We start from the raw sequence: 17559 nt of genomic DNA, 5'->3' as shown, positions 1-17559 counted from the left end.
GTGCCAGAAACAACACAACCCCAAAACACGAATCCTTTACGCTTCTTCCCGATTGGCTGTGGCGCCGGGTTGACCCCAACCCGACTGCGACGCAGCAACCCGTCATGCCTGATGACCATAGCGAGTCGGTCCCACCCCTTCCCATCCCGAACAGGACCGTGAAACGACTCCACGCCGATGATAGTGCGGATTGCCCGTGTGAAAGTAGGTAATCGTCAGGCTCCCCCAAAAGCCAGAAACCCCACCGCCCAGCGGTGGGGTTTTTGCGTTTACGCGGCCGAAATCAAAAACAAGATGCTCGACCGAGGGCAAACAATACGCGTGGCCGGACGGCGTTGCCAGCCACTGGCGAAAGTAGCCCGTTTTTCGACGGCAACTACGTCGCGCATATGGCCAAAGCCTGACGCGCCAACGGCGCTCTCGTGTATTGAACACTTCAATGAGCGCCACCCGCATAAAGCCCTGAAATCCGCTCGCCGCGCGAGTTCAGGCGTGCTGCAGCGGGTTCATAGACCTAACGGTGTCCGCATGTCCTGAGTGACAGGGACGACAACTCCGCCCATCTGCACTGAGTCATCTACGCATCCCATTTGCGCCACCTCGGCAAGCAACGCTTCGTCGCGCGCAATCACTTTGGGCAGATGCGAGCGCAAGAATTCGACCCACGTGCGCGTCTTTGCATCGATGAATTTGCGCGACGGATAGAGCGCATAAACAGTCGTCTTCTGCAGCGTATATTCTGGCAACACGCGAACCAGCGTACCATCGCGCAACCCGGAAATGGCCGCGTAGAGCGGCACCATGCCGATGCCCATGCCTTCGCGGATCGCCACGATCAGTGATTCTGCGATGTTCACATGCACGGGTCCGTCGACTTCCATCAACTCACTGCCGTTCGGGCCGTCGAGCGTCCATTCATGTGGCGGGAACGCCGGCGTATGAAGGATCAGACATTCGTGATGCGCAAGGTCAGCCGGTTCTTGCGGCGCGCCGTGCGCGCGCACGTAAGCCGGCGATGCGCACAAGATGCTGAACGTCGTCCCCAGCGGAAACGATATGAGGTCCGAATTCGGCAGCATCGACGCGCCGATCACGGCCACATCGGCGCTGCCCTCGAACAGATCGGGCATGCGCTGTGACAGCGTCAACTCGACGGTCACATCAGGATATAGCTCGCGATAACGCGAAATAGCCGGCAGGACGTAGTGCTGGCCGATGCTCGCAAAGCTATGCATGCGCAGCGCGCCGGTCGGTCGCTCGTGTGCGCAACTGGCTTCTTCTTCCGCGATATCGACATCCGCGAGAATCTGCTGCGATCGCTTCAGATAGCGCTCGCCGGCGGTGGTCAACGCAAGCCGACGAGTCGATCGATTCAGCAGGCGCGTGCGCAGGTGTGCTTCAAGTTCCGAGACCGCGCGAGACATCGCGCCGGTCGTTGAATTGAGCGATTGCGCGGCCGCGGTGAAGCTGCCGGCTTCAACCACGCGCACGAACACTCGCATGTTTTGTAGCGTGTCCATCAAACCTTCTGTTTCATGACCAGGATCATATTTTCCGTCAGTCCCGGGGCACTATTGTTGTCTGTTTTGGAACAGATGTTCTGCACTCGTCGTCTTAATGCGTGCAACGGGGACTCCTACAATCGGCGCCTCGCCTGTCGGTGTCAGCGATTCTGCCCGGAGGCTCTCTCAGCGACCACGTGGGGTGCACTGTTTTCAGATGAAACCCGATCATGCGATCGAACCGTCGTCGGATTTCTTCGGTCCGCGCGGTCTCATGCGGCGACGACTCGGTCGAGCCAAACTCAATCGGGTCTTGCGTGACTGGGCCAGCAGCGACGGTCTGACCTGGCTTCATCTGCTGAAGACGGTAACCGCCGGGCTGCTGGCGCTGGGCATCGCGATGCTGCTCGATTTGCAGCAGCCGCGCATTGCGATGACGACGGTCTTTGTGTTGATGCAACCGTTCAGCGGCATGGTGCTCGCGAAGAGCTTCTACCGGATTCTCGGAACGGCGGGAGGGACCGCGGCCGCGCTCGTGCTCGGCGGGCTGTTCGCCCAGCAGCCCGAACTGTACATGCTCGGCATGATCGCGTGGGTGAGCGCCTGTATTGCTGCGGCGGTCCGGTATCGGCATTTCAGATGGTACGGTTTTGTGCTCGCCGGTTACACCGCCGCGCTGATCGGCATTCCGAACGTGACGACGCCCGAGGGACTGTTCCTCGCAGCACTCGCGCGCGCGGCGGAAGTGGCGGTTGGCATCGTGTGTTCGAGCGCGGTCAGCGCATTGCTGCTGCCGCAACGCTCGAGCCTTGCGCTACGACGTAACCTTCAGATCAGGTACGCGGATTTTACTGCCTTTGCTGTCGATGTGCTCGCACGCGGGCTCGAGCGCCATCAGTTCGAACGGCGGTTCGCGGATTTCGTCGACGAAATCGCTGGCTTCGAAGCAACGCGTACGTTCGTCGCATTCGAAGACCCGGCGATGCGCTCGCGCAGTGCGCATCTGGCGCGCCTGAATAGCGAATTCATGGATGCATGCGCACGTCTGCATGCGCTGAATCAGTTGCTCAAACGGTTGCGTGCGAGCGGCGCAGTGTCGATACTCGCGGCCATCGATCCATACCTCGACGAACTCGGAGCCTTGTTCGAAGCACAAGCACCAGTTGAAGCAGGCGTCGAAGCCTCGCACGCAGCAGCCGATCTGCGCCTCTTTCGAGCAAACCTGCCACGCCGGGTACGCGAAACGAGGCGGCCCCTCGAAGCCGCGTCCGCGGAATCGCTCGCGGACTTCGACACGGCAGCCGAATTGCTGTATCGATTCGTGGGCGAATGGATGAATTATTCGCAAACCTATGCAAGCTTGTGGCGCAAATCAGAAAGCCGGCAGCAAAGCCTGCGACGCGGCTCGAGCCCACAAAAGAGCGACTGCACGAGCAGACCGATCAGCCACACAAACCACTTCGCCGTATTGTTCACGTTTCTGCGCTCGGCTGTCGTCATCGGGATTGCCGGCGCGTTCTGGATCGCGACCAACTGGCCGAGCGGCGGCCTTGCCGTGATCGGCGCAACGCTGGTCTGTGCGTTGACGTCCACCGCGCCGAGCGCTACCAGGATGGCCATGCAGATGGCGATCGGCGCGGTGCTCGCGACGCTGACCGGCTACGTGTTCATGTGCTACGTGTATCCCAACATCGATGGTTTCCCGCTGCTTTGCGCGGCACTCGCGCCGGTGCTCGCACTCGGCGCATTCATCGCGACACGTCGCGGCGCAGCGGGGTTTGGCATCGGCTTTTCGGTGTTCTTCTGTCTGCTGGCCGGACCGGATAACGTCGTCAGCTACGTGCCTGATCTGCTGATCAACAACGGCATTGCGCTGAGCGCGTCGATGCTGCTCGCGGCTGTTGCATTCGCGGTGGTCTTTCCCGCCGATATGCGCTGGCTGATCGACCGGATCATGGGCGACCTGCGGGCGCAAACGGTATCGGCATGCAAGGAGGCTCTGCCGGGACTGAACCGACGTTTCCAGGCGGGCACGCACGATCTGACTTCACAACTGCGCGTGCTGCTGACGCGTCGTTCGCGACGACGGCGCGACGCACTTCGCTGGATGCTCGCGACGATCGAAGTGGGTCACGCCGTCATCGATCTGCGCAACGAAGCCGCGCGCGCCGATTATGCCGACATCCTCCAGCCGCGCTGGCGCAGCGTGATCGAACACACCTGCGACGATCTCGCCCGGCTCTTCGAACGCCCCGGTCCGGGCTCGCTCGAACGCGCACTCGTCACCGTGCGCTCGGCCACCTGGCTCGCGCAAGACATGCTGCGGACCGTGCATGCCGAGCGCGACCGGCGTCACGATCTGCAGCGCATCCTGAGCTGTCTGCACTTCATTCGTAGCGCGTTGCTCGACAAAGACGCGCCGTTCAATCGTCGCTGAGCAATGCTTCGTAAATTCTTCTGCCATATGGAAAGATCTCTTCCGGGCGGCCCCGTTAATCCGCGTCGATGCCGGTCATATAGTGCCGTCACTGCCTCGCAGTAGGCGTCGCAGTAGTTGTAAGCACTGGAGAATGAGATGAAAGTCTTGAAGTTGGTCCTGATCGCCTGTTCTTTGTCTACCGCTGCCGCCGCCTATGCACAGACGGCGCCGGCCGCGCCGGACCAGCAGGTTGCGCAAGCGGATAGCCAGCGCGCCGATAAAAGTGCCGCGCGCAAGCATGCGCAAGCGCCGAAAGGGAAAGCCGACGAATGCGTTGGCCCGATGAGCTTCTGCAACATCTTCTTCGGCAGCTGAGTCCGGCTGCTTCACGCGCAACAACCTGTCGCGGACCCTGTCACGCGACCCGCCACCTGCTCGCGACGCCGTCCGATCGAGACGCCGCAGCGGGTGCGGCTACCGCCTATTGAGCGAAGCACACCGCAGACGTGCGCACCAGTAGACGGAGCTGGCGACTATGGAGAGACTCCCTTTCATGTACGAAGACCGAATTCGCTGCACCGCCCTGCGCGGAAAAATCACCACGGCCGCTGACGCGGCGCTTCTGATTCACGACGGCATGCGCGTTGGCGCAAGCGGTTTCACGCGCGCGGGCGACGCGAAAGCGGTGCCGGTCGCGCTTGCCGAGCGTGCGCGCCAGTTGGGCGAGCCGCTGCGCATCACGCTGATGACGGGCGCCTCGCTCGGTCATGACGTCGACCGCATGCTGACCGAAGCGCATGTGCTCGCGCGCCGTTTGCCGTTTCAGGTGGACAAGACGCTGCGCGACGCAATCAATCGCGGCGAAGTGATGTTCGTCGATCAGCATCTGTCCGAGACCGTCGAGATGCTGCGCGCGAACCAGCTCGGCAAGCTCGATGTCGCGATCATCGAGGCCGCCGCGATCACGGAAAGCGGCGGTATCGTGCCGACAACTTCAGTCGGCAATTCGGCGAGCTTCGCGATTCTCGCGGACAAGGTCATCGTCGAGATCAATCTTGCGCAGCCACTCGAGCTCGAAGGCCTGCACGACATCTGGATTCCGGGGCGCCGGCCGCATCGCGAGCCGCTGCCGATCGTGCGCGCGCAAGATCGCGTCGGCACACCCGCGATCGAGATTCCGCCGGAGAAAATCGCGGCGATCGTGATCACTGACATGGCCGACAGCCCGTCCACCGTGCTGCCTGCGGATCGCGAAACCGCGTTGATCGCCGGCCACTTGATCGAATTTTTCCAGCACGAAGTCACGCGTGGCCGCATGCCGAAGCAGTTGCCGCCGTTGCAGGCTGGCATCGGTACGATCGCCAACGCGGTGCTGGCGGGCTTCGTCGATTCGCCTTTCGATGTGTTCGAAATCTATTCGGAAGTCTTGCAGGATTCGACGTTCGATCTGATGGACGCCGGCAAGGTCGCGTTCGCGTCCGGCGCGTCGATCACGTTGTCGGCCGCTCGGCAGGCGCAGGTGTTCGGCGATATCGAACGCTATCGCGACCGGCTCGTGCTGCGTCCACAGGAAGTCAGCAACCATCCCGAGGTGATTCGGCGGCTCGGTCTGATCGCGCTCAATACCGCGCTCGAATTCGATATCTACGGTAACGTCAATTCGACGCATGTCGGCGGCACGCACATGATGAACGGCATCGGCGGCTCGGGCGACTTTGCGCGCAATGCGTCGTGCGCGGTGTTCGCGACCAAGTCGACCGCGAAGGACGACCGCATCTCGAGCATCGTGCCGATGGTGCCGCATTGCGACCACAACGAACACGACGTCGACGTCGTCGTCACCGAGCAAGGTCTCGCCGACCTGCGCGGCCTCGCACCGCGCGAACGTGCGACGCTGATCATCGAGCATTGCGTACACCCGCGCTATCGCGAACTGTTGCGCGACTACTACCGCGATGCGTTGCGTTGGGGAGGGCAGACGCCGCATTGCCTCGATCAGACGTTTGCATGGCATACGCGGCTGCGCGATACCGGCTCGATGCTGCCGGCCTGATCCGCAACGGCCGCAGCGCCAAAATCGCCGCGATAAAAGCAGCAGAAACAGGCAATAAAAAAAGCGCCAGCGGCACGAGCCCGCTGGCGCTTGATGAAATCGAATGCTGTGCTCAGGAGCCTCGTCGCACGAGCCGGATAATAAACAGCAGAATGACCGCGCCGATCACCGCGGTGATGATCGAGGCGATCCAGCCGCTGCCGATCGAGATATGCAGCACGCCCGCGAGCCAACCGCCGATGAACGCCCCGATGATCCCGACGATGATGTCGACGATCAGGCCGAAGCCGCCACCCTTGACCAATACGCCCGCGAGCCAGCCAGCAATCGCGCCGATGATGAGCCATGCAATGATGCCGTGTTCCATATTCGAGACTCCCTGGTTGAGTGTGAACAAATCACGGTGACAGAGCTTAGTCGAAGGTTATGGGACGGTCCACGTTCGGGACGCGGAATTAACACTACCTGAATCTGCTGCAAGCTAAGTGTAGACGATGCGCGCGAACAGAGGAGACTTGTGCACAGCGCTTCACTCCGGTGTCGGTTCCGCTTCCCGCGCGGTCCAACTGACGCTGGAGACGCTCTTTTCCATGCTCAGGCGGCTCGCCATCTGTTCGAGCTTCGATTGATCCTTCGGATGCATCGTCAGCGTCGCCGTCACGCGAATGCGCGCCGGCTCGTCCTCGACATCCTCGCTGGTCAGGCTCTGGAACGACAACGGCGCCGAGTACATCGAGTTGGAAATCGCGGTGCGAATGTGGATCTCGTCGGCTTCGCGGCAGACGATCGTCAGCACGTACTCGCGCACGAGGTCGGCGTTTGAAACCGGTGTCTGGTTGATCATCCGGCTCACTTCGCGCAGTACGGTGTTGGCCAGCAGCACGACCGCGGTGCCGGCGAACGCCGGTCCGTAATGTCCCGCGCCGCTCAATACGCCGACGGCCGCCGAGCACCACAGCGTCGCCGCGGTGTTGATCCCCTGGATCGAACCCTTGTCGCGCATGATGACGCCGCCGCCGAGAAAGCCGACGCCGGACACCACATAGGCCGCAATCTGCGTAATGCCGCTGACGCCGTTGCCGGTCAGCACGCCGAGCGTGACGAACAGGCACGCGCCGCTCGCCACGAGCGTGATCGTGCGCAGGCCGGCAGTGCGCTGGCGGATCTGTCGTTCGAGGCCGATCGCGACGCCGCAAGCAAAAGCGGTCAGAAGCCGCAGGAAGAATTCGAGTGTCATCGTTCAGAAAGGTTGGCGTGCGTGCTGTCGCAGTGTGAAGCCTACGCGTGAGAACACCAGATCGTCTACCTCGTGCGCGGCAAACGCATGCGGCGGGACGAAGTACGCGCGCACACAAGTGCAGCGGCCGGAGCGTGCGGTATCGGCATGGCATCGAGCCACGCCGTGCTTTACCGACAGTACGCGAATGACAATGAAATGAGAGCGACGTGCGCCATCGAGCCTGAGGGCAGGACGGCGACAGAAAAGACTGACGCGGAAATCCTGCGGCTCAGGCGAGCGGGCAAATCGATACTCGGCTCGTACAACTGCTACTGTCCAAGATCGTGATTCCGGTTAGAAGAATTGCGCGAATTTTAGGGGGCTGCGCAAAGATCAGTCAAGCCGCGAGCGGTACGGAGTGTGCATTTAGTGTTGCCATAGCCCTAATGCTGAAAGACTGCAATTAATTGCTCCGGACTGCGAATGTTGAGTTCAATCGGGTTCGCCCGGTACGAGTCTCAACCGTGTGATCTCCGAAGGCGCGCCGAGTCGTTTGGGCGGTCCCCAATAGCCCGTGCCGCGACTCGTATAAACCCATAGTCCGTCCAGACGCGCGAGGCCCGCCGTAAACGGCTGCTGCAGCCGCACGAAGAAATTCCACGGAAAGAACTGACCACCGTGCGTATGACCCGACAACTGCAGCGTGAAGCCGGCCGCCGCGGCCGCTTCGGCCGAGCGCGGCTGATGCGCGAGCAGCACCCTGATCAGCACGTCCCCCGGCGCGCCGGCGAGCGCCGCGACCGGGTCGCTGCGATGCGCGGGGTCGTGATGACCCGCCGAGTAATCGGTGACGCCGGCGATCACGGCGCGCGCGCCGTCATGATCGACGATCACGTGTTCGTTCAGCAGCACCCGCAAGCCGAGCCGGCGGAATTCAGCGATCCACGAGTTCGCACCGGAGTAGTACTCGTGATTGCCGGTCACGAGAAACGCGCCGTGCCGCGCGGCGAGCCGCGACAGCGGCTGCGTATGCCGGCTCAACTGCGGCACGCTGCCGTCGACGACATCGCCCGTCACCGCGATCAGATCCGGCTCGAGCCGGTTCACCGCGTCGACGATCGCGTCGACATAGCGGCCCTTGATCGTCGGGCCGACGTGGATATCGCTGATCTGCACGATCGTGAAGCCGTCGAGCTCGGCGGGCAGATCGTCGATCGGTACTTCGATCGTGACGACACGCGCGCGACGGCGCGCGTTGACGAGACCGATCAGCGTCGACAGCAACGCGAGCAGCGGCACCGCCGCGGCCGAGCCGGTGCGCCAATGCGCGATCGTGAGCGTGTTCGGCCAGATCGCGTCGATCGTCAGCAGCGACGCCAGCATCAGATCGCGCGCGAATGTCAGTACCAGCAGCGACGAGAAGAAGCCCATCGCTAGCAGGCCAACCCACGCGAGCCGGTCGCCGAGCGGCTGGCGCTTGAAGCCGCGCGCCATCATGCCGACCGGGATCAGGTAGATCGACAGCAGGAGCCACAGCACGCACAGTCCGCGGCCGGCCGGGTCGATCGGCATGTCGGGAATCAGGCGCAAACCAACGTAAATATGCAGCAGGATGCCAATCAGGATGATGCGGACAAGAAACGATGAACGTCGCATAAAGAGGATCAGGACGGGAAGGAGGCCAAAGGGCCGGCATGACAGCGACAGCGCGGCGGCGATCCGTTGGCGGGCAGCGCTTGCGTGCGCGACGGTTAGCGAACGCGGCGAATCATTCTACCGACATGTTGGGTCCCTTGCCGTGGCTGCAATATTCATGCTCCCGCACCGCACGAGACGCCCGCCGGAAGGCGCCGGGACGTGCCACGACAGCGCTTCGCCGGGGGCAGGCGCATTCCGTGCTCAGCACATACTTACAAGGGCACCCGCGACGTATTTAATGCCTATGCAAACGAATTAAATGGGCTTTGAATGGTATTCATGCGTGGAGTATGCTTGAAACCAAACAGCTTGTTGCCGGGGCAGCGCAGCGCGCTTCGGCCATGACTGGTTCTGTCGCCGGAGAAGACCGGCGGGGGGAGGCACACCATGAAGCTGCTCAAACCGGGCCACCTGTGGCACCACGCGGACGACGTGCATCATGCTCATCATGCGCATCATGTCGGATACGAGGGTAGCCATGTGATGCTGCCGCTCGTCGGCATTTCGCTGATGGCGATTGCGCTTTACATCGGCGTGCGCGGCATCGATTTCTCCGAACTCGGCAAAAGCGCGCTGTTCGACGTCGTGATGGTGTGTGTCGCGCTCGGCATCGCGGGCCTGTTCGGCGCGGTCGGCGCGTGGCTGCGCTCGAATGGCGACGAAGCCGATGAGGGCTTCTGCTTCGTCGGCGCGCTGATCGGCACCGTGGTGTTTTATATCGCGCTGCTAACCTGACGAGATTCGATTCAACGCGAGGCGCGACACCCGCCGCGCCATCCATCATCAACGCACCGTCACACTATCCGCGCCGCTTCGTCGAACGAAAAACGCGGGCTGCGAGGAAACACCTGGACGGATCGCCATAGCCGAGATTGATCAGGAAGTTCGACTTCACCGTCGCGCCCGCAAAGAACGCTTCGTCGACCTTGGCCTGATCGAAGCCCGACATCGGCCCGGTGTCGAGACCGAGCGCACGCGCGGCGAGAATCAGATAGCCGCCTTGCAGCGTCGAATTGCGAAACGCCGTGTCCGCGATCAACCGCTCGTTGCCGACGAACCAGCTGCGCGCATCGGCATGCGGAAACAGTTTCGGCAGCTGCTCGTAGAAGGCCATGTCCATGGCGACGATCACCGTGACGGGCGCGGCCATCGTTTTCTCGAGATTGCCGGCCGACAACGCCGGGCGCAGTTTCTCCTTGCCCTCCGGCGTCCTGACGAACACGAAGCGGCCTGGACTCGAATTGGCCGAGGTCGGGCCGAGCACGACGAGCTCCATCAACTCGCGCAGCACGGCGTCGTCGATCGGTTTGTTCTGCCAGCCGTTGTGCGTGCGCGCGTCGCGAAAGAGCTGCGCGAGCGCGTGATCGGAAAGTGTCATGGAAGCGACCCGTGCGAAAGAATAGAGGGAACGCGCAGAGCCGCGTCGAATGAAACAGCAAGGCGGGTGAATCAGCGCGTGAGCCGTCGTCGCCATAATAGCCAAGGTACTTACTCGTCCGCTTGCATCCAGGCATTCCGATGAACACCGATCTTTTCAACGACCTGCCGACCCCCGACGTCGACTGGTATCCCGACTGGCTCGCACCGGCCGACGCCGAACGCCTGCTCGCCCGCCTGATCGACGAAGTGCAATGGCGCCAGGACATCATGGGCACGCCTGGCGGCCGTGTTGCACTGCCGCGTCTGACCGCCTGGCAGGGTGAGCCGGACGCGGTGTATGTCTACTCGGGCATCCGCAACGTGCCGCAAGCGTGGACACCCGCCGTCGCTGAACTGAAGGCCGCCGCAGAGGCGACCAGCGGCGCGCGTTTTAACAGCGTGCTGCTAAATCGCTACCGCAGCGGCGCCGACAGCATGGGGTGGCATGCGGACCGCGAGCCCGAACTCGGCAAGCAACCGGTGATCGCGTCGGTGAGTCTCGGCGTCGCGCGCAGGTTCGATCTGCAACACAACCGCAGTGGCGTCGTGCAATCGTTCTCGCTGAAGGGCGGCAGCCTGCTCGTGATGAAGGGCGACACCCAGGCGCAGTGGCGTCATCGGGTGCCGAAGGAGCCGCGCGTGAGCGGCGAGCGCATCAATCTGACGTTTCGCTGGGTCACCCCGAGAGTCACGCCGAGCTGAATCAGCGAGGGGCAATGCTCTGATCGGCGCGCTATACCAAAATTGGTATCGAGGGCGCGAATCATATGATTGGACGGTTAACGCGTCGCACAGTACGCTACATCACGATCCATGCGCCGTGAGGGCCACGAGGGCCGGGCTGACCGCTGGGTCGTCTACACAACAACGATTGGAGACTGTCATGGCGAATACACGACGTGCCGCGTGTCGCGCTCTGGGCGCGCTCGCGCTTTCCGCGAGTCTCGGAGTGCTAACGCTGGCCACGCCAGGCGCGCATGCCGAAGACAAGAAAATAACGCTCGGTTTTGCGCAAGTCGGTGCGGAAAGTGCATGGCGCACCGCGAATACCGAATCGGTAAAGTCGGCAGCGACGGAAGCCGGTATCAACCTCAAATTCTCCGACGGGCAGCAGAAGCAGGAAAACCAGATCAAGGCGATCCGCTCGTATATCGCGCAAAAGGTCGACGTAATCGCGTTCTCGCCGGTTGTCGAATCGGGCTGGGAACCGGTGCTGCTCGAAGCCAAGGCCGCGAAGATTCCGGTGATCCTGACCGACCGCAACATCGACGTAAAGGATCCGTCGCTGTACGTGACGATGATCGGCTCGGACTTCCTCGAAGAAGGACGACGCGGCGGCAAGTGGCTCGAGGAGAACTACAAGAACGATAAAGGTCCGATCAACATCGCCGAGCTGCAAGGCACGGTCGGCTCCGCGCCGGCGAATGACCGCCACTCGGGTCTGATCGAAGTGATCAAGAGCGATCCGAAGTTCAAGATCATCGCGTCGCAAAGCGGCGACTTCACGCTTGCCGGCGGCAAGCAGGTGATGGAAGCGTTCATCAAGACCTACGGCAACAAGATCAACGTTGTCTATGCTCATAACGACGACATGGCGCTCGGCGCGATCCAGGCGATGGAAGAAGCCGGCATGCATCCGGGCAAGGACGTCGTGGTGGTTTCGTTCGACGCAACCAAGGGCGGCTTCCAGGCGATGGCCGCCGGCAAGATCAACGTCGACGTCGAGTGCAGCCCGCTGCTCGGACCGCAGCTGATGACGGCGGTGAAAGACGTGGTGGCTGGCAAGCCGCTGCCGAAGCGCATCCTGACTCAGGAGACTGTCTTCCCGATGAGCGTCGCTGCGCAAACTTTGCCGTCGCGTAAGTACTGACGCGGCGCGCAACGTCGCCGCGGCATCGCTCGCGCGAGTGCCGCGGCGTGTGCGGTGTTCAGGCGCCCGGGCCGACGCGGCCCACGGCGCGAAGGAGATGTGCAGTACGGACGCATCGAACAGGTTTCTCCAGTGGTGCCTGACCGCCCGGGCTGCTTCCTTCTGCAGCGGGCGGTCTCTTTTCAGGAGCCTGCGTCCGCGGGAGCATGCCGCTGGGGCCTGCCGAACCATGCATAGCCGATCGAGCGAGGTCCATGACCCAATCCGCTACCGAACCGACTCAGCCGGACCAGCCGCAGCGCGGCACGTCGCCGGGTGCGCGAAGCCAACAGAATGACACGAGCGCGCGCGAACCGATCCTGGCGACCTCCGGCGTCAGCAAGACATTTCCGGGCGTGAAGGCGCTGCAACACGTCGACTTCCGCCTGTTTCCCGGCGAGGTCCATACGCTGATGGGCCAGAACGGCGCCGGCAAATCCACGTTGATCAACGTGCTCACCGGCGTGCTCGCACCCGATGCCGGCACGATCCGCCTCGGCGGCGAGGTGGTCGCGTTCGCGTCGCCGCAGGAAGCCGAGGCGGCCGGCGTGCGCACGCTGTACCAGGAGGTGAACCTGTGCCCGAATCTGTCGGTCGCGGAGAACATCTTCGCGGGCCGGCAGCCGCGTCGCTTCGGCGCGATCGACTGGCCCGACATCAAGCGGCGCGCACAGGAAGCGCTCGCGCGCCTCGACGTGTCGCTCGACGTCACGCGCTCGCTCGACGCCTATCCGATCGCCGTGCAGCAGATGGTCGCGATCGCGCGAGCGTTGTCCGTCGATGCGCGCGTGCTGATTCTCGACGAGCCGACTTCGAGCCTCGACGACAGTGAAGTCGCGCAGCTTTTCAAAATCCTTCGCCATCTCAAGCAATCGGGCATCGCGATCCTGTTCGTCACGCATTTCATCGAGCAGACCTACGCGATCTCCGATCGCATCACGGTGATGCGCAACGGCGAGCGCGAAGGCGAATATCTGGCACGCGATCTGTCCGCGGATCAACTGGTCGCGAAGATGGTCGGCCACGAGCGCATGAGCGCGCGTCTGCGAGAAGCGGCGCACGAAGGTCAGGCCGCCGACGATCTGCAGGAGATCGCGCACGATCACCCGGAGCAAGCAACGGCCAAGCAGCCGTTCATCGAACTGCGCGGCGTCGGCCGTCGCGGCACGCTACAGCCGATCGATCTCGAAGTGCACGCCGGCAAGATACTCGGCCTCGCGGGACTGCTCGGCTCGGGGCGCACCGAAACCGCACGTCTGCTGTTCGGCGCGGATCGCGCGGACAGCGGCACGATCCTCGTCGAAGGGCGTCCCGTGCGGTTGCGCACGCCGCACGACGCGGTGCGCCACGGCATCGGCTATTGCGCGGAAGACCGCAAGAAGGAGGGCATCGTCGCCGAGCTGTCGATTCGTGAAAACATCATGCTCGCGTTGCAGGCGCGGCGCGGCTGGTGGCGCAAGATCAGCCGGCAACGCGCGCGCGAACTCGCCGATACGTGGATCGAGCGGCTCGGCATCAAGGCGTCCGACGCCGAGCAGCCGATCGCGCTCCTGTCCGGCGGCAACCAGCAGAAGGCGCTGCTCGCGCGCTGGCTGGCAACCGATCCGAAACTGCTGATCCTCGACGAGCCGACCCGCGGCATCGACGTCGCCGCGAAGTTCGACATCATGGACCGGCTGCTCGCGCTGTGCGCGAACGGCCTGTCCATCCTGTTCATCTCGTCGGAGATCAGCGAGGTGCTGCGCGTCAGCCATCGCGTCGCGGTGCTGCGCGATCGCCGCAAGATCGCCGAGGTGGCCGGCAAGGCATCGAACGAGGACAACATCTACCGACTCATCGCAGGGAGCGGCGAATGAAGCTATCGAACTGGTTCGCGCGCGACGGCGTCGAGCGGCCGCTGCTGTGGCCATGCGTGACGCTGGTATTGCTGTGCGGACTGAACCTGCTGGTCAATCCGCATTTTCTCGCGCTGCGCACGCTCGACGGTCACCTGTTCGGCGCGCCGATCGACATTCTGAATCGCGCGGCGCCGCTGGTGCTGGTCGCGATCGGCATGACGCTCGTGATCGCGACGCGCGGCATCGACATCTCGGTCGGCGCGGTGGTCGCGATCGCGGGCGCCGCGGCCGCGACGATACTCGCGACTCAGGCCGTGCCGAGCGGTGCGCTGATCGTGCAGGCGCTCGTGGCCGCGCTCGTCGTCGGCATCTTGAGCGGCATGTGGAACGGGCTGCTCGTCGCGTTCGTCGGCATGCAGCCGATCATCGCGACGCTGATTCTGATGGTCGCCGGCCGCGGCATCGCGCAACTGCTGACCGCCGGGCAGATCATCCCGATCGGTGCGCCCGGCTATCTGTTCGTCGGCGGCGGCTACTGGCTCGGCGTGCCGTGCTCGGTATGGATCGCGACCGTAGCGGTGCTGGCGACCGCCGCTTTGGTGGAGGGCACGGCGCTTGGCCTGTTCATTCGCGCGATCGGCGTGAACCCGGTCGCGACCCGACTCGTCGGCTTGCGCTCGAAGGCGATCGTGTTCGCGGTGTATAGCTTCTCGGGCTTGACCGCGGCGCTGGCCGGCATCCTGATCAGCTCGAACGTGCGCAGCGCGGACGGCAACAACGCTGGCCTGCTGCTCGAACTCGACGCGATTCTTGCCGTGACGCTCGGCGGCACGTCGCTGCTCGGCGGCCGCTTCAGTTTCGCGGGCACCGTGCTCGGCGCGCTGATCATCCAGACGCTCACGTACACGACCTATTCGATCGGCGTGCCGCCGGAAGCGACGCTCGTCGTCAAGGCGGCCGTCGTGCTCGCGGTCAGCGTGATCCAGTCGCCTGCGGCGCGCGCGCTCGCGGTGTCGTTCGGCGCGTCGCTCATCAAATCGCGCGGGGTGGCACGATGACGCGCTTTCTCGAAGCACTCGCCCGCGTGATCGATCCGCGCACGCTGCCGATCGCGGTGACGGTCCTGCTGTTCTGCGCGCTATTCGGCTTTGGTTCGGTGATGTACACAGGCTTCTTCTCATGGCAGGTGCTGCTCGATCTGCTCGTCGATAACGCGTTCCTGCTGATCGTCGCGATCGGCATGACGTTCGTGATCGTGTCGGGCGGCATCGATCTGTCGGTGGGCTCGATCGTCGCGCTGACGACGATCGTCGCAGCCGTGCTGTCCGAGCACATGCACGTGTCGGTGTGGCTGATCATTCCGATCGTGCTGTTGATGGGCACGGTGTTCGGCGCGGTGCAGGGCGCGCTGATTCACTATTTCCGCCTGCAGGCGTTCATCGTGACGCTGGCGGGGATGTTCTTCGCGCGTGGCCTGTGCTTTCTGATCACGACGCAGTCGATCACGATCACCGATCCGACCTTCAAGGCGATCTCCGCGTTCCGTCTCAATGTTGGCGTCGGTTCGGTATCGGCGAACGTGCTGATCGCCCTCGTGGCGCTCGCGGCCGCGATCTATGTCGCCCATTTCACGCGCTTCGGACGCAACGTATATGCGGTCGGCGGCAATCCGCGCTCGGCGCTGCTGATGGGGCTGCCGGTCGCGCGCACGCGGGTCGGCGTGTATGCGCTGAGCGGCTTCTGCTCGGCGCTCGGCGGCGCGGTGTTCACGTTCTATGTGCTGTCGGGTTATGGGCTGCAAGGGCAGGGTATGGAGCTGGATGCGATTGCAGCGACGGTGATCGGCGGCACGCTGCTGACCGGTGGCGTCGGTTATGTGGTCGGCTCGCTGTTTGGCGTCGGCATTCTCGGCACGATCCAGACGCTGATTACGTTCGACGGCACGCTCAGTTCGTGGTGGACGCGGATCGTGATCGGCGCGCTGCTGTGCGCGTTCTGTTTGCTGCAACGCTTGATCGAGCGGCATGCGAAGTCCGTGCGTCGGCCCGGCGGCACCAATGCGGTCACCACCACGGGGCATGGGCACGGCCATGACGAGCCGTCGACGACGGCGGCGTCGTCGGATTCGCAGGTGTTGGGGCGCGCGCCCGGCTAGGGCGCGGTCTTCCAGCGCGTCATACGGCGGCGCCCCGTTCTTCGGGGCGCCGCTTTTCCATCAGTCGCTAACGACTCGATTCGCTCGCGTCGCTGCCTTCGGTGCACGGCGATCGCAGCATCGTCCATGCCGGTCTGTCGTATTGGCGCAAGTGTGCCGAATTCGCGAGGATGCCGGTCCCCGACGAATCGCCCGGCCACCATTTCTCACCCGCGATGACCGCGCTCGAGGCAGCCGCCGACGGCGCTGGCGTCGTCGTCAGCTCGCCGTTTCCGTCGCTACGCCGGTGCGCAGCGACGTTGCCGATGAGCACGTTTCCGTTCGTGTGACCTATTATCTGAAAGAGTTGTGACCAGTACGACCGCGGTTGCGAGGCAACTGATTGCAGATGTCGTGGGGAAACAAGCGATGGTTCGCACGGAAATACTCAACGCGCTGCGGGCATACACCGATCCGTTCCGCGTCACGAGCGGCAAAGATTTCTTCCTGAAGAATTTCGATCCCGGCGAGACGCTGGGACTCAAAATGCATAAGGGAGAGGCGCAGCAACTGCTCCAGCGCGGATCGAAATGGCTCGCGATGGAGCAGGAGATCCTCTACGCGCAGGATTCCTGGGCCGTGCTGCTGGTATTCCAGGCCATGGACGCCGCGGGAAAGGATGGGACGATCAAGCACGTGATGTCGCGCGTCAATCCGCAAGGGTGCGATGTCATCTCGTTCAAGCAGCCGTCGGATGAGGAACTCTCGCACGACTTCCTTTGGCGCTATTCGAGGAAAGTGCCTGAGCGCGGGCACATCGGTATTTTCAACCGCTCGTACTATGAAGAGGCGCTGGTGGTGCGCGTGCATCAGCATCTGCTCCGTGCGCAGAAGATTCCGCCGGTACGGGTCGGCAACAACATATGGGACGAACGGCTCGCCGACATCGCGCGCTTCGAAGACTATCTGACGCGCCAGGGCGTGGTCATAGTCAAGTTCTATCTGAACCTGTCGTACGGAGAGCAGAAGAAGCGGTTCATGGAACGCCTCGACAATCCCGACAAGAACTGGAAGTTTTCCGCATCCGACGTTCGCGAGCGTCGCTACTGGAACCACTATATGCACGCCTATGAAGAGGCGATCCGCGCGACGGCCTCCGCAGCGGCTCCGTGGTACGTCGTGCCTGCCGACAACAAGCCTTTCACGCGCCTCATCGTCGCGGCGGCGATCGTCGAGGCCGTCGAGAAGCTCGACCTCGCATATCCGAAAGCGACGCCAGAGCAGATGAAGGATCTCGCCGCCGCGAGGGAGGAGCTCGACGCTGAAGCGGTGGACGAGACGTGACCCGATCAACCCGGGGACGATCCG

The 17559-nt window shown here is 63.2% G+C and carries 15 protein-coding genes, 1 rRNA gene and 2 pseudogenes; 13 read left to right on the top strand and 5 right to left on the bottom strand.

The features are described 5' to 3' along the window. The first annotated feature begins 107 nt into the window (after positions 1-107). Together rrf and QFZ91_RS33250 are read left to right on the top strand one after the other, a co-directional pair. Positions 108-221 (top strand): 5S ribosomal RNA (rrf, locus tag QFZ91_RS33255). Positions 222-374: 153 nt separating this feature from the next. Then, positions 375-512, top strand: a pseudogene (locus QFZ91_RS33250) (IS3 family transposase); the annotation flags it as partial. On the opposite strand, the gene QFZ91_RS33245 reads toward QFZ91_RS33250, so the two are convergent. Next, positions 507-1520: a LysR family transcriptional regulator gene (locus QFZ91_RS33245; RefSeq protein WP_176368229.1), complete on the bottom strand. Its 1014-nt coding sequence runs from the start codon at positions 1518-1520 to the stop codon at positions 507-509. The pseudogene QFZ91_RS33250 and the gene QFZ91_RS33245 sit on opposite strands and share 6 nt — an antisense overlap. A 199-nt stretch (positions 1521-1719) precedes the next feature. On the opposite strand from QFZ91_RS33245, the gene QFZ91_RS33240 reads away from it, so the two are divergent. From QFZ91_RS33240 to QFZ91_RS33230, 3 genes are all read left to right on the top strand, one after another. Then, the gene (locus tag QFZ91_RS33240; protein WP_429569796.1) at positions 1720-3939 is read left to right on the top strand and encodes an FUSC family protein; all 2220 of its coding nucleotides are present in this window, start codon (positions 1720-1722) and stop codon (positions 3937-3939) included. Positions 3940-4077: 138 nt separating this feature from the next. Continuing rightward, the gene (locus QFZ91_RS33235) at positions 4078-4296 is read left to right on the top strand and encodes a hypothetical protein (protein WP_429569795.1); all 219 of its coding nucleotides are present in this window, start codon (positions 4078-4080) and stop codon (positions 4294-4296) included. Between the two features lie 178 nt (positions 4297-4474). Continuing rightward, the gene (locus QFZ91_RS33230) at positions 4475-5974 is read left to right on the top strand and encodes an acetyl-CoA hydrolase/transferase family protein (protein WP_429570938.1); all 1500 of its coding nucleotides are present in this window, start codon (positions 4475-4477) and stop codon (positions 5972-5974) included. 112 nt (positions 5975-6086) lie between these two features. Here QFZ91_RS33230 and QFZ91_RS33225 read toward each other — a convergent pair whose 3' ends face one another. The 3 genes from QFZ91_RS33225 to QFZ91_RS33215 all read right to left on the bottom strand — a co-directional run bounded on the left by QFZ91_RS33225 (position 6087) and on the right by QFZ91_RS33215 (position 8849). Continuing rightward, positions 6087-6341 (bottom strand): GlsB/YeaQ/YmgE family stress response membrane protein, encoded by a 255-nt coding sequence (locus QFZ91_RS33225; RefSeq protein WP_176105653.1) that lies wholly within the window; start codon positions 6339-6341, stop codon positions 6087-6089. 162 nt (positions 6342-6503) lie between these two features. Continuing rightward, complete coding sequence (locus QFZ91_RS33220; RefSeq protein ID WP_176123196.1) at positions 6504-7211, bottom strand: MgtC/SapB family protein; 708 nt, start codon at positions 7209-7211, stop codon at positions 6504-6506. A 474-nt stretch (positions 7212-7685) separates the two neighbouring features. Beyond that, entirely contained in the window at positions 7686-8849 is a 1164-nt protein-coding gene (locus QFZ91_RS33215) for a metallophosphoesterase (protein WP_429569794.1), read from the bottom strand. Between the two features lie 429 nt (positions 8850-9278). Between QFZ91_RS33215 and QFZ91_RS33210 the strand changes: the two genes are divergently transcribed. Beyond that, entirely contained in the window at positions 9279-9626 is a 348-nt protein-coding gene (locus QFZ91_RS33210; RefSeq protein ID WP_176382735.1) for a hypothetical protein, read from the top strand. 59 nt (positions 9627-9685) lie between these two features. On the opposite strand, the pseudogene QFZ91_RS33205 reads toward QFZ91_RS33210, so the two are convergent. Beyond that, positions 9686-10269: pseudogene (locus QFZ91_RS33205) on the bottom strand (malonic semialdehyde reductase). Between the two features lie 140 nt (positions 10270-10409). Here QFZ91_RS33205 and QFZ91_RS33200 point away from each other — a divergent pair. From QFZ91_RS33200 to QFZ91_RS33170, 7 genes are all read left to right on the top strand, one after another. Next, complete coding sequence (locus tag QFZ91_RS33200; protein WP_429569793.1) at positions 10410-11012, top strand: alpha-ketoglutarate-dependent dioxygenase AlkB family protein; 603 nt, start codon at positions 10410-10412, stop codon at positions 11010-11012. Between the two features lie 181 nt (positions 11013-11193). After that, the gene (locus tag QFZ91_RS33195) at positions 11194-12180 is read left to right on the top strand and encodes an ABC transporter substrate-binding protein (RefSeq protein WP_176105659.1); all 987 of its coding nucleotides are present in this window, start codon (positions 11194-11196) and stop codon (positions 12178-12180) included. A gap of 254 nt (positions 12181-12434) precedes the next feature. Then, the gene (locus tag QFZ91_RS33190; protein ID WP_368591697.1) at positions 12435-14075 is read left to right on the top strand and encodes a sugar ABC transporter ATP-binding protein; all 1641 of its coding nucleotides are present in this window, start codon (positions 12435-12437) and stop codon (positions 14073-14075) included. Continuing rightward, positions 14072-15115: an ABC transporter permease gene (locus tag QFZ91_RS33185; protein ID WP_368717728.1), complete on the top strand. Its 1044-nt coding sequence runs from the start codon at positions 14072-14074 to the stop codon at positions 15113-15115. Before QFZ91_RS33190 ends, QFZ91_RS33185 begins: the two co-directional genes overlap by 4 nt. Further along, positions 15112-16212 carry a galactofuranose ABC transporter, permease protein YjfF gene (yjfF, locus tag QFZ91_RS33180; RefSeq protein WP_176105662.1) on the top strand — a complete coding sequence of 367 codons (1101 nt, stop codon included), beginning with the start codon at positions 15112-15114 and terminating at the stop codon, positions 16210-16212. The genes QFZ91_RS33185 and yjfF overlap by 4 nt, the downstream gene beginning before the upstream one ends. Before the next feature lie 170 nt (positions 16213-16382). Beyond that, the gene (locus QFZ91_RS33175; protein ID WP_429569792.1) at positions 16383-16541 is read left to right on the top strand and encodes a hypothetical protein; all 159 of its coding nucleotides are present in this window, start codon (positions 16383-16385) and stop codon (positions 16539-16541) included. A gap of 79 nt (positions 16542-16620) precedes the next feature. Then, positions 16621-17535 (top strand): polyphosphate kinase 2 family protein, encoded by a 915-nt coding sequence (locus QFZ91_RS33170; RefSeq protein ID WP_429569791.1) that lies wholly within the window; start codon positions 16621-16623, stop codon positions 17533-17535. The last annotated feature ends 24 nt before the right edge of the window (positions 17536-17559 follow it).

Source organism: Paraburkholderia sp. JPY419 (assembly GCF_050435705.1).
GTDB lineage: Bacteria > Pseudomonadota > Gammaproteobacteria > Burkholderiales > Burkholderiaceae > Paraburkholderia > Paraburkholderia youngii.
This window is presented reverse-complemented; position numbering and strand designations above follow the sequence as displayed.